Origin of the sequence: Enterobacter sp. NFIX58 (assembly GCF_900110475.1) — a bacterium.
Classification (GTDB): domain Bacteria; phylum Pseudomonadota; class Gammaproteobacteria; order Enterobacterales; family Enterobacteriaceae; genus Enterobacter; species Enterobacter quasiroggenkampii.
Window position 1 is genome coordinate 1,023,813 of sequence record NZ_FODW01000001.1, and the last position, 17,774, is coordinate 1,041,586.

Here is a 17,774-nt window from a genome sequence, read left to right on the forward strand (position 1 = left end):
GACCTCCTGCTACTCAGTCTGACTTACTGCATCTTCTCGTGAAGCTCAATGAGCTCCGCCACCAGCTCACGTGCCAGCATCGAGGTCATCAGGTGATCCTGCGCGTGAACCAGCACCAGGCTGACCTTCATCTTCCCTTCGCCCTGATCGCTTTCAATCAGCTTTGTCTGCACCAGGTGCGCTTCGTTCAGCGCCGTGCGGGACTGTTCCATCATGGTTTTTGCCGCGGCGAAATCCCCCTGCTTGGCCTGCTTCAGTGCGGCATAGGCCAGGCTGCGGGCCTGCCCAGAGTTGATGATAAGCCCCATCACCACTTCTTCCAGATCGTTCTCGGCGGCGTCGTCTGCGACAATACTATCCAAATCTAACATCTTTAAGCTCCTTGTGGCTGGCGCGGGTTTCCCCGCGCCGTCAATCTTAGAATTTCAGTGAGAGGGCAATATCCTCTTCGCTCTCTTCTTCATCAATGATGGTGGCGGCTTTGTTCGCAATCGCCACGAATGGCATGTACAGCAGGGTGGCAATCCCGAGGTTGAATATCGCCAGCAGGAAGGCCGCGACGCTGCCGTTGGTGTTGAAGAAGGCGCCCAGACCCGCCGGCATGGTCCACGGTGCAATGTTGGTAACCGGTGGAATGATGCCCATGTAGTACGCCGTCAGGGTGATAGCGGCCAGCAGCGGCTGAATCAGGATGAACGGAATGAACATGACCGGGTTCATGATGATTGGCAGACCGAACAGGATCGGTTCGTTAATCTGGAAGATGCCTGATGGCAGCGCCAGCTTCGCGACCTGACGGTAATCAGCACGACGAGAGACAATAAAGACCGCGATGATCAGACCCAAGGTCGCCCCGGTACCGCCCAGGAAGATATAGGAGTCAAGCATCGGCTTCGCCCACACATGGAAGGTTTTACCCGCTGCCAGCGCCGCGTCAACGGAGCCGTACTGCTGATAAAGTGCAACGTTTTCCAGTGCCCATGGGGTCATAATTCCGCTGTCCAGCGCAGCCAGTGCCAGTGAACCATGCACGCCAAAGAACCACAGCAGAGAGGTGAAAATCACATACGCCCAACCGACCACGCCACCCATCGACGCCAGCGGCGTAGAGATAGAGTCCATGATGATCTGGTGGAAGTTTGTGCCCCAGTGAGAGAGCGCCCAGGCAATAATCCCCATGATGGAGAGAATAATGAAGCCTGGAATCAACGCGGAAAATGAACGGGATACAGAAGCCGGTACGCTATCCGGCAGGCGAATCACCCAGTTTCGACGGATGATAAAGGTGAACATCTCTGCCACCACCAGGCCGATAACAATACCGGAGATGATGTTAGCCCCACCCAGCCAGTTGGCGCCAACGGCATAGGCTTCACCCACGCTGTAAGGCGTGACGGTCATAAAGGCGGCGACGGATAATAACCCGGCGGCCAGCGGATCGACTTTACGCTCTTCTGCCAGCGCCATCCCAATAAAGAAAGGCGCCATCAGCGACATAATTCCCAACGTACCGTTATAGACGTTGCCGCCGATGGCTTTAAAACCATTAAGGGTTTCAATAGTGGAAGCGTCTAACCGAATTCCTAATGAATAAAAGAAGGAACCTTCACCAAAGCTCAGAAAAACGTTGTTAATTAAAACGAACATGGCCCCGGCCAGCGTCAACGGCATTAATTTAATAAAGCCGTTTTTGATGGCATTAACGTGAGGCTGCTTTCCTATTTTAACAGCAAAAGGAAGGAGTACCTTTTCAAGTGAAGCGATGACTTTACTCATAGGAAAATACCCTTAAATGCCGTAACGCATGTTACGGCGTATTGTGTGTGAAATAACTCTTTGACGGGAAAAATAAAAATTAATTAGCAGCTTTTTTAATGGCTGCCACAGCAGCTTTAAGAACACCTAAACCATCAATCTTGCCGTACAGCCCCGAGTCGATCACTTCGACCGGTTTATTAGGTAACAGTCGTTGAATTTCGGGCAACATATAAGCAATTTGCGGTCCCAGTAAAACAACATCGGCTGTCTTACCTTTTTCGCCCGCCAGCGTCTCGGGGAACGCTTCGATCACCACAGGGACTTCATACTTTTCAGCCTGCGCACGCATCTTTGAGACCAGAAGCGAGGTTGACATGCCCGCTGAGCAGAACAGGTAGATATGTTTCTTTTCCATCGTGATTTCCCTCTTGTATGACTACCTGCCATCGCGCTATCACTCGACTCGCTGTCCCGGCAGACAGGTAGTTTGCGTACTGTTGTTTATCGTTGGAGTGAGTATACGCAATGGTACAGACAGGGGATAATTCTGGATAGACTAGAATTGTCTCTCATTGACCTGGCTTGTTGACTACCCTCACATTTCGGGCAAATAATTCGCGAAAAGAAATAAGATTTTCTGATGCATAAAAAAACCGGCCCCGGGGCCGGTTTGTTAACATCCTCAGGCAAGCAGGGTGACTACGCCTTAGGTGCCTGCGGATCGGTGTCGTATTCAGCACAGGTCTGATAGCCGGAGTTGATCACATGACCGGTATCATCCAGGGCGACAAAGTAGGTTTCTGCCTTACCATCACGTTGACCCAGGATATAGGTCTGGCAGGTCCCTTTCGCATGAATCATGGTGACTTCAGAAGAAGGTTTACCGGCAATCGCAGCCACCTGCGAACGGGTCATCCCCTTTTTAACGTCTTTTACTACGGGCTGCGTAAACTGATCCTTGGTGCGATCGTAAGCCGTACACCCTGCCAGCATAGTCAGTACCGCCGCTGCGCTAAGAATTCCTGCTACGTTCTTGTTCATATTCCGTCCTCTTGTTTATCAGCGTGTTATCTAAGCATGGGATAAAAAGTACTATTGTTCAACTTTGTGCGTTACGCCAGACGAATTTCGGAAAATTCTAATAAAACAACGATAAGCTGCTAAATCGGCGCAAATTAGCGCACTCGAAACTGTGATCCTTGTCGTTTCTCGCCCAAAGGGTTAGTTTTAACAGTTAACACATTCTGTTTATGGAGAGCGTGATGACTCTGCAACAAGAGATTATCCAGGCGCTGGGCGCGAAGCCTGCGGTAGATGCACATGAAGAGATCCGCCGCAGCGTGGATTTTTTAAAAGCGTATTTAAAGAAGAACTCTTTCCTGAAATCTCTGGTGCTGGGCATCAGCGGCGGCCAGGATTCAACGCTGACCGGCAAGCTCTGCCAGATGGCCATTTCAGAGCTCCGCGAAGAGACGGGCGATGAGACGCTGCAGTTTATCGCTGTGCGCCTTCCTTACGGCGTACAGGCAGACGAGCAGGATTGCCAGGACGCCATTGCCTTCATTCAGCCTGACCGCGTGCTGACCGTGAATATTAAAGGCTCGGTGCTGGCAAGCGAGCAGGCGTTACGCGAAGCGGGCATTGAGCTGAGCGATTTCGTTCGCGGCAATGAAAAGGCACGCGAGCGCATGAAAGCGCAGTACAGCATCGCCGGGATGACCAAAGGCGTCGTGGTCGGCACCGACCATGCGGCCGAAGCGATCACCGGCTTCTTCACCAAATATGGCGACGGCGGCACCGACATTAACCCGATCTTCCGCCTGAACAAACGTCAGGGCAAGCAGCTGCTTGCCGCGCTGGGCTGCCCTGAGCATCTGTATAAGAAAGCGCCGACAGCTGACCTTGAAGACGATCGCCCTTCCCTGCCGGATGAAGCGGCCCTTGGCGTCACCTACGACAACATTGACGATTATCTGGAAGGCAAAAAGCTGGATGAAGGCACCGCGAAGATCATCGAAGGCTGGTATCTGAAAACCGAGCACAAGCGTCGCCCACCGATTACGGTGTTTGACGACTTCTGGAAATAAATGCAAAACGGTAACCCCGTTTTGTAGGCCGGGTAAGGCATCGCCGCCACCCGGCTCTTTTTTAACCACCACACTCCTGCTACACTGTATACCTGAACAGTATATGGAGCAGTATGTGAGCAGGCGTCAATCCGCCCCGCGTCTTGAGTTTGAAGCGGCGGCTATCTACGAATATCCCGAGCACCTTCGCCCCTGGCTTGAAGCACTGCCTAAACAGCCGGGCGTGTACATCTTTCACGGCGAAAGCGACACCCTGCCGCTCTACATCGGCAAGAGCGTTAACATTCGCAGTCGGGTATTATCCCATCTGCGTACGCCGGACGAGGCCGCCATGCTGCGCCAGTCGCGACGCATTACCTGGTTCCAGACGGCGGGAGAAATGGGCGCGCTGTTGCTGGAGGCGCGGTTGATAAAAGAACAACAGCCGCTTTTCAACAAGCGCCTGCGCCGCAACCGTCAGCTCTGCTCCCTGCAGATCAACGAAGGCAAGCCACAGGTCGTCTACGCGCGCGACGTCGATTTTTCTCATGCCCCGAATCTCTACGGACTGTTCGCCAATAAACGTGCCGCACTTCAGGCGCTGCAGACGCTGGCGGACGAGCTCCAGCTTTGCTACAGCCTTTTGGGCCTGGAGGCGACCACGCGCGGACGCGCCTGTTTTCGATCCGCGCTGAAGCGCTGTGCCGGTGCCTGCTGTGGCAAAGAGAGCGTTGAGGCGCACCACGCACGGCTCCTCTCCGGTCTGGGGGCCATCAGCGTGAAGTGCTGGCCCTGGGAAAGCGCCGTTGCGCTCAAAGAAGTGGGTGACGCGATGACCCAGTACCACATCGTCAATAACTGGCTCTGGCTGGGCGCTGTAGACGATATCAACGACGCGGCAACCCTGCTGCGCACGCCCGCCGGATTTGACCACGATGGCTACAAAATTCTCTGTAAACCTGTGCTGGCCGGTAAGTTTGAGATCATTGAACTCAATGGCCTGGCAGCCACGTGATTTCGCTGAACAATAAGGTACCCTGAGCCTCCAGCAGACGCAGCGTATGGGTACCCTCCTCCCAGCTGGCGCCCTGATCGGCCGTCAGCAATTTATCACCCAGTTGCCACGCCCCGCTTAACACAAACACCACGCCCCCGCGTGTGCCAAAGGTGGTAAAGGTACGGTCAGCCACGCGCACCTTCGCCCGGCAGCAGTCGCGACGGGTCATGATGTTGAAGTCCATCGCCATCCGCCCATCGGACAGCAGCGCTTTCACCGGCAGGTCGCCGGCAAAACTATAGGGCTGATGGTGCTTCAGGGTATGGAAGAACGCCTGACCGGCATCCAGCGTCACCTCCCCACCTTCCAGCAAGGTAATCACCCGATCGACGCCGGGGAAAGAGGAGAATTCGCCGTTGCTGGCGATAGTCGCGATACTGGCACGCCAGTGAAAATCACGCGTCGCGGGAGGGAAACAACAAATCTCACGCGTTTCACCCGCACCATTGCGCCACAGGCTGACCGGCATTTTACGGATATCAAAGAACTCCATCACCACTCCTGAATGGCACAACCCGTGCCAGGGCAAGGATATTGCTATCGTTGCTGTCTTGTTTGTTATCGTTAGGTATTCACAGACACAGTATCGGCAGCAGAGCGGGCAGGCCTTAGCGGAACGTCAATAAAAATGCTAACGCCATGACTCTACAAACATTCTCTGATGCGACTACAGGAGCATACCGCGCTGGCGGCGGCAGACAAGAGGGCAGGAAAGAAAAACCGCCGGTCCTGTCCACAGCGTTTTCGCTTTTGTGGACAGGATCCCGGCGGTCTTAAGAGAGTGAACCGATTATTCGGTTGGTGCTGGCATTTTACCTTCCATCGCCGGACGTTCTGTCAGACGCTTCTCAAAATTCGCATTAAATTGTTTTTTCTGTTCCGGGGTCAGAATGTTGTAGATCTTGTTCTGGGTTTCCAGGTGAGCCAGCATGCGGGCTTTGTGCTGCTCGGCCATTTTGTCGATCTGCGCTTCGGCTTTTGCCTTGTCGAAGCTGTCGCTGGCGATGATGTCATGCATGGCACGACGCTCTTCCAGCGGCGGACGTTTCATCTGGTCGCGTTCGCTTTTCCGGATATCGCGGATCTGCTGTTTCTGCGCATCCGTCAGGTTGAGATCCTTAAACATCATCATCTCGTTGTGCATACCCGGGCCTTTATGATGCATCATCATTTTGCCTTCAGCAGGCGCGGCAGCGGTTGTGGTCGCAGTATCTGCGGCGAACGCCATGCTGGTAGCGCCCAGAGCCAGGGTAGAAGCAACAAACAGTGCAGTAAACTTACGCATAATTTATTTCCTTTCTTTCAGTTATTCTTCGGCGCTATGCCGTGTTGACGAGATTAACTTTACGGGGTTTATCGTCAATTAGTCAGAGCAACGGTAAAACAATGAAAGTGTAAAAAACAAATTTTCGCCAAATGTGGAGGAAATAAGGATAAAGCGTGGAGAGTTGCAACCAAAAATATTCAATACGATGATTTTAAAGCGATTTAGCAAAAGTATAACGAAGTGAAGGTGAATAATAAAGCAATTCACCAGGAATATTCTGCAAAACACGTACAGGCGCTTTAATTGCTAAGAAAGGGTATTTTACTTCCCCTCCCGGATGAAGAGAGGGGAAAGGTTCAGGATATTTTTTCCAGCATCAGTCCGGCACGCAAGCCAAACGCCACGGTGGGATTAGGAAATAAAACATACTCGGTGGTTTTCTGCACCTCATAACGCTCCTCGCCATCCTCGGCCAGCAGCGCCCCTTTGCGGAACGGCGTGAAGTTCAGGGTATGCGCGGCCATATGGAGCAGGAAGGCATCGCTGCGCCGCGTGATCTGCTGGACGACCCGGTACCGCTCGACGGGCTGATGCGTAGGCTCGGGAGCCTTTCCTCCCAGCAGCGCCCGCAGGGCGAGATGCGTAGGCGCAAAGCGAGAGAGATCGTTTTGCCCAAACGGCAGCGCTTTCCCCAGCTCCAGCGTACAGGACAACGCACCAAAGTGTTCACAGGTGAAGTGCGTAAAGGTTCCGCCCGGCGACTGGTGAAACACCAGCGCCTCCAGCCCGGCGTCTCCCAGCCAGCTCAGAAAATCTTCCTCCCACGGCTGATTGCGCTGCGGCAACACGCCGAAGCGAACATGGTAGGACGCGCGGATGGCCGTATGCAGATCCAGATGCCAGCGCGCCGGTCCCGCAGCAGCAAAAAACGCGGTCACGACGTTCTCCAGCCACGCTGCCCGCGCCGTTTCGTCACTCTGCGGAAACTGCGACCAGCGCCCGCCGAACATGCGGTTAATGTCGCTCACCAGATACCGTTTGTTTTCCGCCAGCGCAGGCGGATTGCCGAGCACCACCAGCACGCGGCACGTCAGGGCAATCTCATTGCGATACAGCGCGCGCAGCAGCAGATCGACAATCTCAACGGGTGCCGTTTCATTCCCGTGAATGCCCGTTGAAAGCAGCAGCGAGAGATCGCTTTTTGCGGTCGGCGTCAGCTCAAGCACCCCGCGCCCCAGCCACCGCCAGCGAAATGAGGGACCGTCCCCCTCTTTCTGTTCCGGCGTTTCATCGGCCAGGGTCAGCGCCAGTAAATTTTCCATATCCACTCCTTTAGCGCTGGAACGGATAAACCGATCCCAGTTGCAGGATTGTCGATAACGCGTCCAGCGCCTCACGTCCTTCACGCAGAAGCTGCGGGTCAACCAGATCGGCCTGCGTTAGCCGGTCGCGATAGTAGCGATCGACCCAGTCATTCAGGCGCGTAAAGAGCGTATCGTTCATCATGACCGCCGGATTAACCGCCTGCATTTCGTCCTGAGTCAAGACCACGCGCAGACGTAAACAGGCTGGACCACCGCCGTTGGCCATACTTTCACGCAGGTCAAACACGCGCAGTTCGTCAATCGGGTTATCGGCCTTCACCAGTTCAGTCAGGTAGCGCCACACGCCCTGATGATCCCGGGACTCCTGCGGCAGAACCAGCATCATGCTGCCGTCATCGCGGCTCAGCAGTTGGCTATTGAACAGATAGGTTTCAACCGCGTCCTGCACGCTTACCGCCGCCGTTGGCACCTGAATGGGCGTAAAGCCGCGCACGCGCTCATGCAGCGTGGCGAGCAGCTTTTCCTGATGGGCAAACGCCTGCTCGTGGCAGAACAGCACCTGGCGGTTGGAAACGGCAATCACGTCGTTATGGAACACGCCCTGGTCGATCACATGCGGGTTCTGCTGGGCGAAAATCACCTGGGAAGGATTGACCTGGTTCAGGCGGGCAACGGCCTGGCTGGCCGCCAGCGTCTGGCGCGCAGGATAACGGGTTGGCGCGGCGTGGCCCCCCTCTTCGCGCCCGTAAATAAACAGCTGCAGACCCGGCTCGCCATAATCGCCCCCCAGGCGGTTATGGTTGGCCGCGCCTTCGTCGCCAAACATCGCCACCTGCGGCAAGGCCTGATGCACCGCGAAATGGGCGGTCTGACTGAAAATGGCGCGCAGCACGCGCTCGGTGGTTTCCGCTTCGGTGGCGCGGTGGAACTTGTTATTCAGGTTAGCCACCGTCAGATGGACTTTGCCATCCAGCGTATCGGCGGACGGCGCGACGGTTGCCGCGTTGGCGACCCACATCGAAGAGGCGGAGCTTGCCGCCGAGAGCAGGTGCGGCGTCTGCGTCCCCGCTTTTTCGACCACCTGCTCATCGGTACCGCTAAAGCCGAGCTGACGCAGCACCGCCACGTTCGGACGCTCCTGCGGCGGGATCACCGCCTGCGGGAAACCGGCATCCGCCAGCGCTTTCATCTTAAGCAGCCCCTGCTTCGCCGCCAGCTTCGGGTTGGAAACCTGAAAACGGTGCTTCGTGGAGGCTTCATTACCAAAAGAGAGACCGGCGTAGTGGTGGGTCAGACCCACCAGCCCGTCAAAGTTGACTTCACGCGCTTTCATGACGATCCCCTCCGGTAAAGTCCAGCCCCGGATTAAGCGTCTCCGGCAGCGTCAGCGCCGGGGTTTCCAGGCTCGCCATCGGCCAGGCACAGTAATCGGCGGCATACCACGCGCTGGCGCGATGGTTGCCCGACGCGCCCACGCCGCCGAACGGCGCGGTGCTCGCGGCCCCGGTCAGCGGTTTATTCCAGTTCACAATCCCGGCGCGCGCTTCCAGCAGCAGTTGGTCAAACTTCTCGCGATGCGGCGAAATCAGCCCGCTCGACAGGCCGTAGCGGGTGTTATTGGCCATCGCAATCGCCGCATCGAAATCGTCATAGCGCCAGACGCACAGCAGCGGGCCAAAGACCTCTTCATCCGGCACGTTGCTCGCGCCGCTCATCTCAACGATGCCCGGCGTCAGGAGCGAGGCACCCGGCTGAACCTGCTTCGGTTCGAGCAAGGTTTTCGCGCCGCGCGCGACGTGGTCCTGCCAGGCCTTCAGCACGTTCAGCGCGGCCTGTTCGGAAATCAGTCCACCGATAAACGGCTGCGGATCGGCATCCCACGCGGCTGGCACCAGGCGCGCGCTCACCTCTACCAGACGCTTCAGGAAAGCATCACCCTGCGCGCCTCTTTTCACCAGCAGGCGGCGGGCGCAGGTGCAGCGCTGTCCGGCGGTAATAAAGGCGGACTGAATCGTCAGGTGCACCGCGGCGTCAATATCATCCGGGTCTTCCACAATCAGCGGGTTGTTGCCCCCCATCTCCAGCGCCAGAATTTTTTCCGGCTGCCCCGCCAGCTGGCGATGCAGCTGATAGCCCGTCCCGGCGCTGCCGGTAAACAGCAGGCCGTCGATATCGCTCAGCGCGCTCAGCGCCTGGCCGGTTTCGCGTCCGCCCTGCACCAGATTCAGCACGCCCGGCGGCAGGCCAGCCTGTTCCCACAGCTTAACCACCGCCTCGCCGGTGAAGGGCGTGAGCTCGCTCGGTTTAAAGATGACGGTATTGCCCGCCAGCAGCGCGGGCACAATGTGGCCATTCGGCAGATGCCCCGGGAAGTTGTACGGCCCAAACACCGCCAGCACGCCGTGCGGACGGTGGCGCAGCGTGGCCGCGCCGTCCGGCATCTCGGTGTGCTGTTCGCCGGTACGGGTGTGGTAAGCCTTCACCGAAATGGCGATTTTGTTGATCATGGCCGTCACTTCGGTTGCCGCTTCCCAGCGCGGTTTACTGGTTTCAGACGCGATGATGCGCGTCAGCTCGGCCTTGTTTGCCTCCAGCAGCCCGGCAAACTTTTCAACAAGCGCCTGGCGCACGGCGAAAGGCTGTTTTGCCCACGCCGGGAACGCGCGGCGAGCGGCATGGCAGGCTTGTTCCACCTGCGCAGCGCTGGCGTCATTCCCCTTCCAGAGCGCCTCTTTTCCTACCGGATTGGTCTTTACGCGCTGTTCGCCTTCGCCCGTGACCCAGTCACCGTTAATCCATGATGTCATGCTGTTTTCTCCTCAGGGCAGAGACGCACCAGGCGAACCTTATCGCCGGCGTTACATTTCAGGGCATCCAGTTCTGCAGCCGTCAGCACCAGACGTTCACATTTCGGGTTGGTCCGCACCAGCATGGCGCGGAAGTTGGCATAATTTTCGTTCGCCACCAGGCACGCCGGCCAGTCGCCCGGCGCGGGCTGGCCTTCAGAGACCTCAACCAGCCGGCTCTTACGGATCGCGCGCACGCGGTCGATATCGCACTCAAGCGTAGGCCCGCCGTCAAAGATGTCGACATAGTTGCGGTAGCGGAAGCCTTCTTTCTCCAGCACCGCGCGGGCGGGTGCAGTTTGCGGATGCACTTCGCCGATCACCGCCTGCGCTTCCGGGCTGAGGAAATGGGTATAGATAGGATGCTTCGGCATCAGTTCGGCAATAAAGGCCTTCTGACCGGTGCCGCAAAGATAGTCTGCCCGGCTGAACTCCATCGAGAAGAAACGCTCTCCCAGGCTCTCCCAGAACGGTGAGTAGCCGGTGTCGTCGATTACGCCGCGCATCTCCGCGACCACTTTTTCGTTAAAGCGATCGCGGAAGGCGGCCATAAACATAAAGCGCGATTTGGAGAGCAGATAGCCGTTGCCCTCTTTGCGCCACGCCGGATCGAGGAACAGCGTGCAAAGCTCGCTGGCGCCCGTGTGATCATTGCAGAGAAACAGCGTAGGCAGCGCGTTATAGACGTTCAGCTCTTTCGAGGCGTGAACCATGGTACCCACGCGGTAGTTGTACCACGGGTCGTTCAGCCCGACGGCCACTTCAATGGCGCAGATCCCGGCCACGGTTCCCGTATCGGTGTCTTCCAGCACGAACACATACCCCTGTTCGCTTTTTGGCAACGTCCCCTGCCAGGTTTGCAGGGCGCGCTCAATGCGCGCCGACAGCGTTTTTTCATCGGCAGGAAGCGAGGTCAGCCCGCCTCCCGTCTTACCGGCAAGCTGCATGAGCCCGGCGAGATCGCCGCGCTCAACGGGACGGATGACCATCATGATGACACCCCGGATTTCACTTTTTCACACGCCAGCGCAAAGCGGTCCAGACCGGTTTGCACCTCTTCCTCGCTGACAATCAGCGCAGGAGCAAAACGCACGACATTAGCACCGGCAATCAGCACCATCACGCCTACTTTTGCCGCTTCCTGTGAAATAAGTTTAGCTTTTCCGGCAAACTCAGCGGTGAGCTCGCAGCCAATTAACAGCCCCAGGCCGCGAATTTCTTTAAACAGGCCAACCTTGCTGTTGATGGCATTCAGGCGCTCAACAAACCAGTCGTGGCGCTGCTTAACGCCCTTCAGCACCTCAGGGGTGTTAATGATGTCGAGCACCTGTCCGGCGACGGCGGTGGCCAGCGGGTTGCCGCCGTAGGTGGTGCCGTGGGTGCCGACGGTCATCACGCTGGCGAATTTATCGGTGGTCAGCGTCGCGCCAATCGGGAAGCCGCCGCCCAGCGCTTTGGCGGTCGACAGCACGTCCGGCGTCACGCCGTAGTGCATATAGGCATACAGCTCGCCGGTGCGGCCCACGCCGGTCTGCACTTCGTCGAAAATCAGCACCGCGTTGTGACGATCGCACAGCTCGCGCAGCCCCTGCAGGAACGCTTTTTGCGCCGGAAGCACGCCACCCTCGCCCTGCATCGGCTCGACGATCACCGCGCAGGTGGTGTCGTTAATCAGCTCGCTGGCGGACTGCAGATCGTTATAAATACCGTGACGAATATCCGGCGGCAGCGGCGCGAAATCCTGCGAGTAGGAAGGCTGCCCGCCTGCGCTGACGGTAAAGAGCGTGCGTCCGTGGAAGGCATTTTTGAACGCCACGATACCGCTCTTGTGGGTTCCAAATTTATCGTGCGCATATTTGCGTGCCAGCTTCAACGCCGCCTCGTTGGCTTCCGCCCCCGAGTTACAGAAAAAGACCTTCTCCGCAAACGTCGCGTCGATCAGTTTTTTGGCCAGGCGCAGCGCGGGCTCGTTGGTGAAGCCGTTGCCGGTATGCCAGAACTTCGCCGCCTGATCGTTCAGCGCCTGACGCAGCGCCGGGTGCGCATGACCCAGCGCGTTCACCGCAATCCCACCTGCAAAGTCGATATACTCTTTACCCTGCTGATCCCACAGGCGCGAGCCTTCCCCACGAACCGGAATAAAAGCCGCCGGAGCGTAAACCGGCATCATCCATTCATCGAAATTTTCACGCGTAATTGACAGAGACATAGCGACCTCATCCGGTAAATAAAAGGTTATTTGAATGTTAAATAATTGAGTGTTTGCACTGTGAATGTAGATTGCAGCCTTCGTGCCAGCCAGCGATAAAAATGCATAAACGGGTTGAGGTAACAGAATATCAATGATTTACAATATGGAGTTATTCACTGTTAGTGCATAAAAAGTGAATATTTTTACGACAAGCGGCGCTTTGCCGCATGAAAATCAGAAAGAGTATGCACAGGCCAAATATAATTCTGGAATTGTGATCGCTCGCGAAATTTATCGGCCATTTACGCCCTGTTTGAGGGCGAAGCGCGTCAGAATGGTGCAAATATTGCACCACCGGCATTATCTGTTGCAGTTATTGGTCGAAGCCGGTAACAGTTGACGCAAATTCTGCTACCATCCTTGCACTATTCACCTTGCACTGGCAGCGACTATGAAATTTGTCTCTTTTAATATCAACGGCCTGCGTGCCCGCCCTCATCAGCTTGAAGCTATCGTTGAGCAACATCAGCCAGATGTGATCGGCCTGCAGGAGACAAAGGTTCACGACGACATGTTCCCCCTCGAAGAGGTGGCGAAACTCGGCTACAACGTCTTTTATCACGGCCAGAAAGGTCACTATGGCGTCGCGCTGCTCACCAAAGCGCCGCCGGTTTCCGTGCGTCGCGGCTTCCCGGGCGACGGTGAAGAAGCGCAGCGTCGTATTATCATGGCGGAAGTCCCTTCTGCGATCGGCAATATCACGGTCATCAACGGCTATTTCCCGCAGGGTGAGAGCCGTGACCATGAAACCAAATTCCCGGCGAAAGCGAAGTTTTATCAGGATCTACAGGACTACCTGACCACCGAACTCAAAAAAGAGAATCCGGTGCTGATCATGGGCGACATGAATATCAGCCCGACGGATCTCGATATCGGTATTGGCGAAGAGAACCGCAAACGCTGGCTGCGCACCGGAAAATGCTCCTTCCTGCCGGAAGAGCGTGAGTGGATGGAGCGCCTGCTGGGCTGGGGCCTGGTGGATACCTTCCGCAATGCCAATCCGGAAACGCAGGATCGCTTCTCCTGGTTTGACTATCGCTCTAAAGGCTTTGACGACAACCGCGGCCTGCGTATCGATCTTCTGCTCGCCAGTACACCGCTGGCCGAGCGCTGCATCGAAACCGGGATCGACTACGACATCCGCAGCATGGAAAAACCATCTGACCACGCGCCAGTGTGGGCTAAATTCAAGCTGTAATGACGCGTGAACATTCCAAAAACACTCTTCCTGTGCGCCCTTCTGGGCGCATTTATGTTGACGTTTGTCATGCTTCCCCCGGGAACCCTCTCCCTGGAAGGGATTAAAACGCACCACCAGGCGTTACTCGCCTATGTCGACCACGCGCCGCTGCGCAGCGCGCTGATCTTCTTTGCGGTCTATGTGGCGGTCTCCGCCCTCTCGATACCCGGCGCGGCTGTCCTGACCCTGCTGGGCGGGGCATTGTTTAGCCTGTGGGAAGGCACCGTGCTGGTCTCCTTTGCCTCCACACTCGGGGCCACGCTGGCGATGCTCGCCAGCCGCTATTTTTTGCGCGACTGGGTGCAACGGCGGTTTGCCCGGCAGATGAGTACGGTGAATACCGGCATGGCACGCGACGGCGCGAACTTTCTTTTTGCCCTGCGCCTGATGCCGCTGTTCCCGTTTTTTCTGGTGAATTTGCTGATGGGGCTGACCCGGATTGGGGTATTTCGCTACTGGTGGGTGAGCCAGGTCGCCATGCTGCCCGCCACGATTATCTTTCTGAACGCCGGGCGCGCGCTGGGAAAAGTGACCTCGCTGCGCGATATTTTGTCGCCGGGCACGGTATTCGCCTTTACACTACTGGGGTTATTACCGCTGGTCACCCGCCGGCTGTTTTCCCGTTTTCTCCCGTCTGCTAAAAAGTGAGGCATTATGCGCCGTGTGCGTTTTTGCACGTTTCTGACCGGTCTGCTGCTGGCAGCCCCCCTATTTGCCGCCGACGGCTGGCAGGCCATTCAGCAACAGGCTAAAGGCCAGACCGTCTGGTTTAACGCCTGGGGCGGCGATCCGGCGGTCAACCGCTATCTGGAGTGGGTCAGCGGTGAGATGCAAACGCACTATGCCATTACCCTTAAAATTGTCCCGCTGGCGGATGCTGCCGACGCGGTAAAACGCATTCAGACCGAAGCCGCCGCGGGACGTAAGACCAACGGCTCCGTCGACCTGCTGTGGGTTAACGGCGAGAACTTCCGCACGCTGAAAGAGGCAAACCTGCTGCAGACCGGATGGGCGCAGACGTTGCCCAACTGGCGCTATGTTGATACCCGCAAGCCCGTCACGGAGGATTTTGCTATCCCCACAGACGGCGCGGAATCGCCGTGGGGCGGCGCGCAGCTGACCTTTATCGCTCGCAAGGCCAGCATGCCGACGCCGCCTGTGGATCCTCAGGCGCTGCTGGCTTACGCGCAGCAGCACCCCGGCAAGATCAGCTATCCTCGCCCGCCCGATTTTACCGGCACGGCATTTCTTGAGCAGCTGCTGATGACGCTAACCGCTCACCCGGAGGCACTGCAAAAGGCCCCCGATAGCACCTTTGCCGAGGTGACGGCGCCGCTCTGGGATTATCTGGACAAACTCCACCCGCTGCTGTGGCGCGAAGGGAAAGATTTCCCCCCTTCTCCTGCACGGATGGATGCCCTGCTTGCCAGCGACAGCCTGAACCTGTCCCTGACCTTTAACCCCGCACATGCGCAGCAGAAAGTGGCGAGCAGCGAACTGCCCGCCGACAGCTACAGTTTTGGTTTCCAGGGCGGGATGCTCGGCAACGTTCATTTTGTGGCGATTCCGGCCAACGCCAGCGCGAGCGCGGGAGCGAAAATAGTCGCCAATTTCCTGCTGTCGCCGCAGGCGCAGATCCGTAAAGCTGACCCGGCCATCTGGGGCGATCCGAGCGTGCTGGATGCCAAAACGCTGCCTGAAGGTGAAGCCAGACAGCTGCTGGCCCACACGCCGCAGGGGCTGCCGAAGGTGCTTGCAGAGCCCCAGTCCGCCTGGGTGAATGCGCTGGAGCAGGAATGGCTGCGTCGTTACGGCACCCGCTGAGCGGGCTTGTCTGGCTGGCGATGGCGGTAATTTATCTGCCGCTCCTGCCCGCCGGCGCCATGCTGCTTGCCCCGGCGTTTTCGGTGACAAACTGGCAGCGGCTGCTGAACGATCCGCAGTTGCCTCAGGCAACCATTGCCACGCTGGTCTCAACGCTCATCGCCACGCTGGGGGCGTTGCTGATTGCCCTTCTCCTCGTCAGCCTTGTCTGGCCCGGGAAACGCTGGCGACGTCTCACAACCCGCCTGCCGTGGCTGCTGGCGATCCCCCATGTGGCGTTCGCCACCGGCGCGCTACTGCTGTTTGCCGAGGGCGGTCTGTTTTATCAGGTCTGCACCGTCTGTTCCCCACCGTTTGACCGCTACGGTGCCGGGCTGGGCCTGACGCTCGCCGTCAAAGAGAGCGCCTTTGTCCTGTGGGCGATTTACGCCGTGCTGCCGGAAAAACGGCTCGCGCAGCAAAAAATCGTCCTGCAGACGTTCGGCTACGGGCGTTTTCAGACGCTCAGCTGGCTGATCCTTCCGGCTATCGCCCCTGTCCTCGGGGCAGTAATGCTGGCGGTACTGGCGTGGTCGCTGTCGGTCGTCGATGTGGCGATCGTTCTCGGGCCGGGCAACCCGCCTACCCTGGCCGTGCTGGCCTGGCAGTGGTTAAGCCAGGGCGACGCGCAGCAGCAGGCAAAAGGGACGCTGCTGTGCCTGCTTCTCCTTCTGCTGCTGGCCGCGCTTGCCGCCCTGGGATACGGCCTCTGGAAGGCATGGGTTCGCACGTTTGCGGATTTCACCGGAACGCGTCCCCGGTCTCAGCTCACCCTGCCTGAGCGGGCACTGAGCGGGTTCCTGCCCGCGTGCGGCGTGCTGTGCGCCGCGGTGCTGCTGATGCTGGCGCAACGGGAAGACGTTGGCCCGGTGGGGACCAGCCTGTCATTCGGTCTGCTTTCAGCCCTGATCGCCCTGGTCGTCGGCTTACTCTGGCTGGAATGGGGTCCGCAGCGCGGCGCGCTGTGGGTATGGTTACCGCTCGCCCTTCCGGCCCTCCCGCTCGTCACCGGCCAGTATGCCATTGCATTGCACCTGGGCGTCGACGGGCACTACGCCGCCGTGCTCTGGAGCCACCTGCTGTGGGTATTGCCGTGGACGCTGCTGGTGCTGCAACCCGCCTGGCGCCGGATCGATCCCCGTCTGCTCCTCACCGCCAGAACCCTCGGCTGGCGACGGACCAAAGTCTTCTGCCTGGTGAAATGCCCCCTGCTGGTGCGCCCTGCGCTGCTGGCCTTTGCCACCGGCTTTTCCGTCAGCATGGCACAATACATGCCGACGCTGTGGCTGGGCGCGGGGCGTTTCGCCACGCTGACCACCGAAACCGTCGCGCTGAGCAGCGGGGGCAGCATCCCGATTCTTGCTAACCGGGCGCTGGGATTACTGCTGGTCACGGGCACGGTGTTTGGTGTTGCCGCCCTGCTATCCCGGCTCGTGGGCCGCTACCGACAAGGGTTACGTTAATGCTGAAGGTAAAAAATCTCACCATCGAACCGCTTTTCCGCGAGGTCAGTTTTTGCGTGCCCCGGGGGGAGATCGTCACCCTGATGGGGCCGTCCGGCAGCGGCAAATCGACCCTTTTTGCCTGGATGGTCGGCGCGCTGTCAGACGATTTCCAGGCGCGGGGCGAACTGTGGCTCGACGCGCGTCGCTGCGACGGTCTTCCCGTGGAGTCCCGCGGGCTGGGTATTCTCTTTCAGGACGCGCTGCTGTTCGATCAGTTCAGCGTCGGGCAAAATTTGCTGCTGGCGCTGCCTGAGCGGATCGCCGGCAGCGCGCGGCGGGAAGCGGTCGCGCAGGCGCTGGATTCCGCCGGGCTGAGCGGCCATTACGCCAGCGATCCGGCCACCCTTTCCGGCGGAGAGCGCGCCCGGGTCAGCCTGCTGCGGGCCCTGCTCGCGGAGCCGCAGGCGCTGCTGCTGGATGAACCGTTCAGCCGCCTCGATAAAGCGTTGCGGGCCTCATTTCGGGCATGGGTGTTTGACGCCGTCCGCGCGCGCAATATTCCGGTGGTGCTGGTCACGCACGATGAGGACGATATTCCGCCCAGCGGCGAGCTGATTGAGATTTCTCGCTGGCAATAATGTGCTAACGCAATGTTT

Annotated in this window: 18 protein-coding genes; 7 read left to right on the plus strand and 11 right to left on the minus strand. The window is 58.1% G+C overall.

Features of this window, described 5'->3' with window-relative positions:
• Positions 1 to 23 precede the first annotated feature (23 nt).
• The 4 genes from chbA to osmE all read right to left on the minus strand — a co-directional run bounded on the left by chbA (position 24) and on the right by osmE (position 2,799).
• A complete protein-coding gene (chbA, locus tag BMW97_RS05005; RefSeq protein ID WP_032639846.1) occupies positions 24 to 371 on the minus strand; it encodes a PTS N,N'-diacetylchitobiose transporter subunit IIA in 348 nt (115 codons plus the stop codon).
• 46 nt (positions 372 to 417) lie between these two features.
• A complete protein-coding gene (gene chbC / locus BMW97_RS05010; RefSeq protein ID WP_023311283.1) occupies positions 418 to 1,776 on the minus strand; it encodes a PTS N,N'-diacetylchitobiose transporter subunit IIC in 1,359 nt (452 codons plus the stop codon).
• A gap of 79 nt (positions 1,777 to 1,855) precedes the next feature.
• Positions 1,856 to 2,173: a PTS N,N'-diacetylchitobiose transporter subunit IIB gene (gene chbB / locus BMW97_RS05015; protein ID WP_045910255.1), complete on the minus strand. Its 318-nt coding sequence runs from the start codon at positions 2,171 to 2,173 to the stop codon at positions 1,856 to 1,858.
• A gap of 284 nt (positions 2,174 to 2,457) precedes the next feature.
• Entirely contained in the window at positions 2,458 to 2,799 is a 342-nt protein-coding gene (gene osmE, locus BMW97_RS05020; RefSeq protein ID WP_008500677.1) for an osmotically-inducible lipoprotein OsmE, read from the minus strand.
• A gap of 221 nt (positions 2,800 to 3,020) precedes the next feature.
• On the opposite strand from osmE, the gene nadE reads away from it, so the two are divergent.
• Together nadE and cho are read left to right on the plus strand one after the other, a co-directional pair.
• On the plus strand, positions 3,021 to 3,845 hold the full coding sequence (gene nadE, locus BMW97_RS05025; protein ID WP_032651538.1) for an ammonia-dependent NAD(+) synthetase: 825 nt from the start codon (positions 3,021 to 3,023) through the stop codon (positions 3,843 to 3,845).
• 115 nt (positions 3,846 to 3,960) lie between these two features.
• Positions 3,961 to 4,839, plus strand: a complete 879-nt coding sequence (gene cho, locus BMW97_RS05030; protein WP_045910612.1) for an excinuclease Cho — start codon at positions 3,961 to 3,963, stop codon at positions 4,837 to 4,839.
• Here the strand turns inward: cho and ves are convergent.
• The 7 genes from ves to BMW97_RS05065 form a co-directional block, all read right to left on the minus strand.
• Entirely contained in the window at positions 4,817 to 5,374 is a 558-nt protein-coding gene (gene ves / locus BMW97_RS05035; RefSeq protein ID WP_021241069.1) for an environmental stress-induced protein Ves, read from the minus strand. The genes cho and ves overlap by 23 nt on opposite strands.
• 297 nt (positions 5,375 to 5,671) lie before the next feature.
• Positions 5,672 to 6,166, minus strand: a complete 495-nt coding sequence (gene spy / locus BMW97_RS05040) for an ATP-independent periplasmic protein-refolding chaperone Spy (RefSeq protein ID WP_008500682.1) — start codon at positions 6,164 to 6,166, stop codon at positions 5,672 to 5,674.
• A 338-nt stretch (positions 6,167 to 6,504) separates the two neighbouring features.
• Complete coding sequence (gene astE, locus BMW97_RS05045; protein ID WP_045910254.1) at positions 6,505 to 7,470, minus strand: succinylglutamate desuccinylase; 966 nt, start codon at positions 7,468 to 7,470, stop codon at positions 6,505 to 6,507.
• A gap of 10 nt (positions 7,471 to 7,480) precedes the next feature.
• Positions 7,481 to 8,806: an N-succinylarginine dihydrolase gene (gene astB / locus BMW97_RS05050; RefSeq protein ID WP_045910253.1), complete on the minus strand. Its 1,326-nt coding sequence runs from the start codon at positions 8,804 to 8,806 to the stop codon at positions 7,481 to 7,483.
• Positions 8,793 to 10,280, minus strand: a complete 1,488-nt coding sequence (gene astD / locus BMW97_RS05055; protein WP_045910252.1) for a succinylglutamate-semialdehyde dehydrogenase — start codon at positions 10,278 to 10,280, stop codon at positions 8,793 to 8,795. Before astD ends, astB begins: the two co-directional genes overlap by 14 nt.
• Entirely contained in the window at positions 10,277 to 11,311 is a 1,035-nt protein-coding gene (astA, locus tag BMW97_RS05060; protein WP_008500686.1) for an arginine N-succinyltransferase, read from the minus strand. The genes astD and astA overlap by 4 nt, the downstream gene beginning before the upstream one ends.
• Complete coding sequence (locus BMW97_RS05065; RefSeq protein WP_045910251.1) at positions 11,308 to 12,528, minus strand: succinylornithine/acetylornithine transaminase; 1,221 nt, start codon at positions 12,526 to 12,528, stop codon at positions 11,308 to 11,310. The genes astA and BMW97_RS05065 overlap by 4 nt, the downstream gene beginning before the upstream one ends.
• A 433-nt stretch (positions 12,529 to 12,961) precedes the next feature.
• Here BMW97_RS05065 and xthA point away from each other — a divergent pair, with 433 nt between their 5' ends.
• The 5 genes from xthA to BMW97_RS05090 are packed head-to-tail and all read left to right on the plus strand — an operon-like array spanning position 12,962 to position 17,756.
• Entirely contained in the window at positions 12,962 to 13,768 is an 807-nt protein-coding gene (gene xthA, locus BMW97_RS05070; RefSeq protein ID WP_032667291.1) for an exodeoxyribonuclease III, read from the plus strand.
• 6 nt (positions 13,769 to 13,774) lie between these two features.
• Entirely contained in the window at positions 13,775 to 14,458 is a 684-nt protein-coding gene (locus BMW97_RS05075; protein WP_045910250.1) for a TVP38/TMEM64 family protein, read from the plus strand.
• Positions 14,459 to 14,464: 6 nt separating this feature from the next.
• The gene (locus BMW97_RS05080) at positions 14,465 to 15,634 is read left to right on the plus strand and encodes an ABC transporter substrate-binding protein (protein ID WP_082087766.1); all 1,170 of its coding nucleotides are present in this window, start codon (positions 14,465 to 14,467) and stop codon (positions 15,632 to 15,634) included.
• Positions 15,607 to 17,136 carry an ABC transporter permease family protein gene (locus BMW97_RS05085; RefSeq protein WP_045910249.1) on the plus strand — a complete coding sequence of 510 codons (1,530 nt, stop codon included), beginning with the start codon at positions 15,607 to 15,609 and terminating at the stop codon, positions 17,134 to 17,136. Before BMW97_RS05080 ends, BMW97_RS05085 begins: the two co-directional genes overlap by 28 nt.
• Positions 17,136 to 17,756 carry an ATP-binding cassette domain-containing protein gene (locus BMW97_RS05090; RefSeq protein WP_090392568.1) on the plus strand — a complete coding sequence of 207 codons (621 nt, stop codon included), beginning with the start codon at positions 17,136 to 17,138 and terminating at the stop codon, positions 17,754 to 17,756. Before BMW97_RS05085 ends, BMW97_RS05090 begins: the two co-directional genes overlap by 1 nt.
• Positions 17,757 to 17,774 lie beyond the last annotated feature (18 nt).

What these genes read in the sequence shown, in the direction of transcription:
- chbA (WP_032639846.1), bottom strand. Translation starts at nt 371, where the DNA reads ATGTTAGATTTGGATAGTATTGTCGCAGACGACGCCGCCGAGAACGAT.
- chbC (WP_023311283.1), bottom strand. Translation starts at nt 1,776, where the DNA reads ATGAGTAAAGTCATCGCTTCACTTGAAAAGGTACTCCTTCCTTTTGCT.
- chbB (WP_045910255.1), bottom strand. Translation starts at nt 2,173, where the DNA reads ATGGAAAAGAAACATATCTACCTGTTCTGCTCAGCGGGCATGTCAACC.
- osmE (WP_008500677.1), bottom strand. Translation starts at nt 2,799, where the DNA reads ATGAACAAGAACGTAGCAGGAATTCTTAGCGCAGCGGCGGTACTGACT.
- nadE (WP_032651538.1), top strand. Translation starts at nt 3,021, where the DNA reads ATGACTCTGCAACAAGAGATTATCCAGGCGCTGGGCGCGAAGCCTGCG.
- ves (WP_021241069.1), bottom strand. Translation starts at nt 5,374, where the DNA reads ATGGAGTTCTTTGATATCCGTAAAATGCCGGTCAGCCTGTGGCGCAAT.
- spy (WP_008500682.1), bottom strand. Translation starts at nt 6,166, where the DNA reads ATGCGTAAGTTTACTGCACTGTTTGTTGCTTCTACCCTGGCTCTGGGC.
- astE (WP_045910254.1), bottom strand. Translation starts at nt 7,470, where the DNA reads ATGGAAAATTTACTGGCGCTGACCCTGGCCGATGAAACGCCGGAACAG.
- astB (WP_045910253.1), bottom strand. Translation starts at nt 8,806, where the DNA reads ATGAAAGCGCGTGAAGTCAACTTTGACGGGCTGGTGGGTCTGACCCAC.
- astD (WP_045910252.1), bottom strand. Translation starts at nt 10,280, where the DNA reads ATGACATCATGGATTAACGGTGACTGGGTCACGGGCGAAGGCGAACAG.
- astA (WP_008500686.1), bottom strand. Translation starts at nt 11,311, where the DNA reads ATGATGGTCATCCGTCCCGTTGAGCGCGGCGATCTCGCCGGGCTCATG.
- BMW97_RS05065 (WP_045910251.1), bottom strand. Translation starts at nt 12,528, where the DNA reads ATGTCTCTGTCAATTACGCGTGAAAATTTCGATGAATGGATGATGCCG.
- xthA (WP_032667291.1), top strand. Translation starts at nt 12,962, where the DNA reads ATGAAATTTGTCTCTTTTAATATCAACGGCCTGCGTGCCCGCCCTCAT.
- BMW97_RS05080 (WP_082087766.1), top strand. Translation starts at nt 14,465, where the DNA reads ATGCGCCGTGTGCGTTTTTGCACGTTTCTGACCGGTCTGCTGCTGGCA.
- BMW97_RS05085 (WP_045910249.1), top strand. Translation starts at nt 15,607, where the DNA reads ATGGCTGCGTCGTTACGGCACCCGCTGAGCGGGCTTGTCTGGCTGGCG.
- BMW97_RS05090 (WP_090392568.1), top strand. Translation starts at nt 17,136, where the DNA reads ATGCTGAAGGTAAAAAATCTCACCATCGAACCGCTTTTCCGCGAGGTC.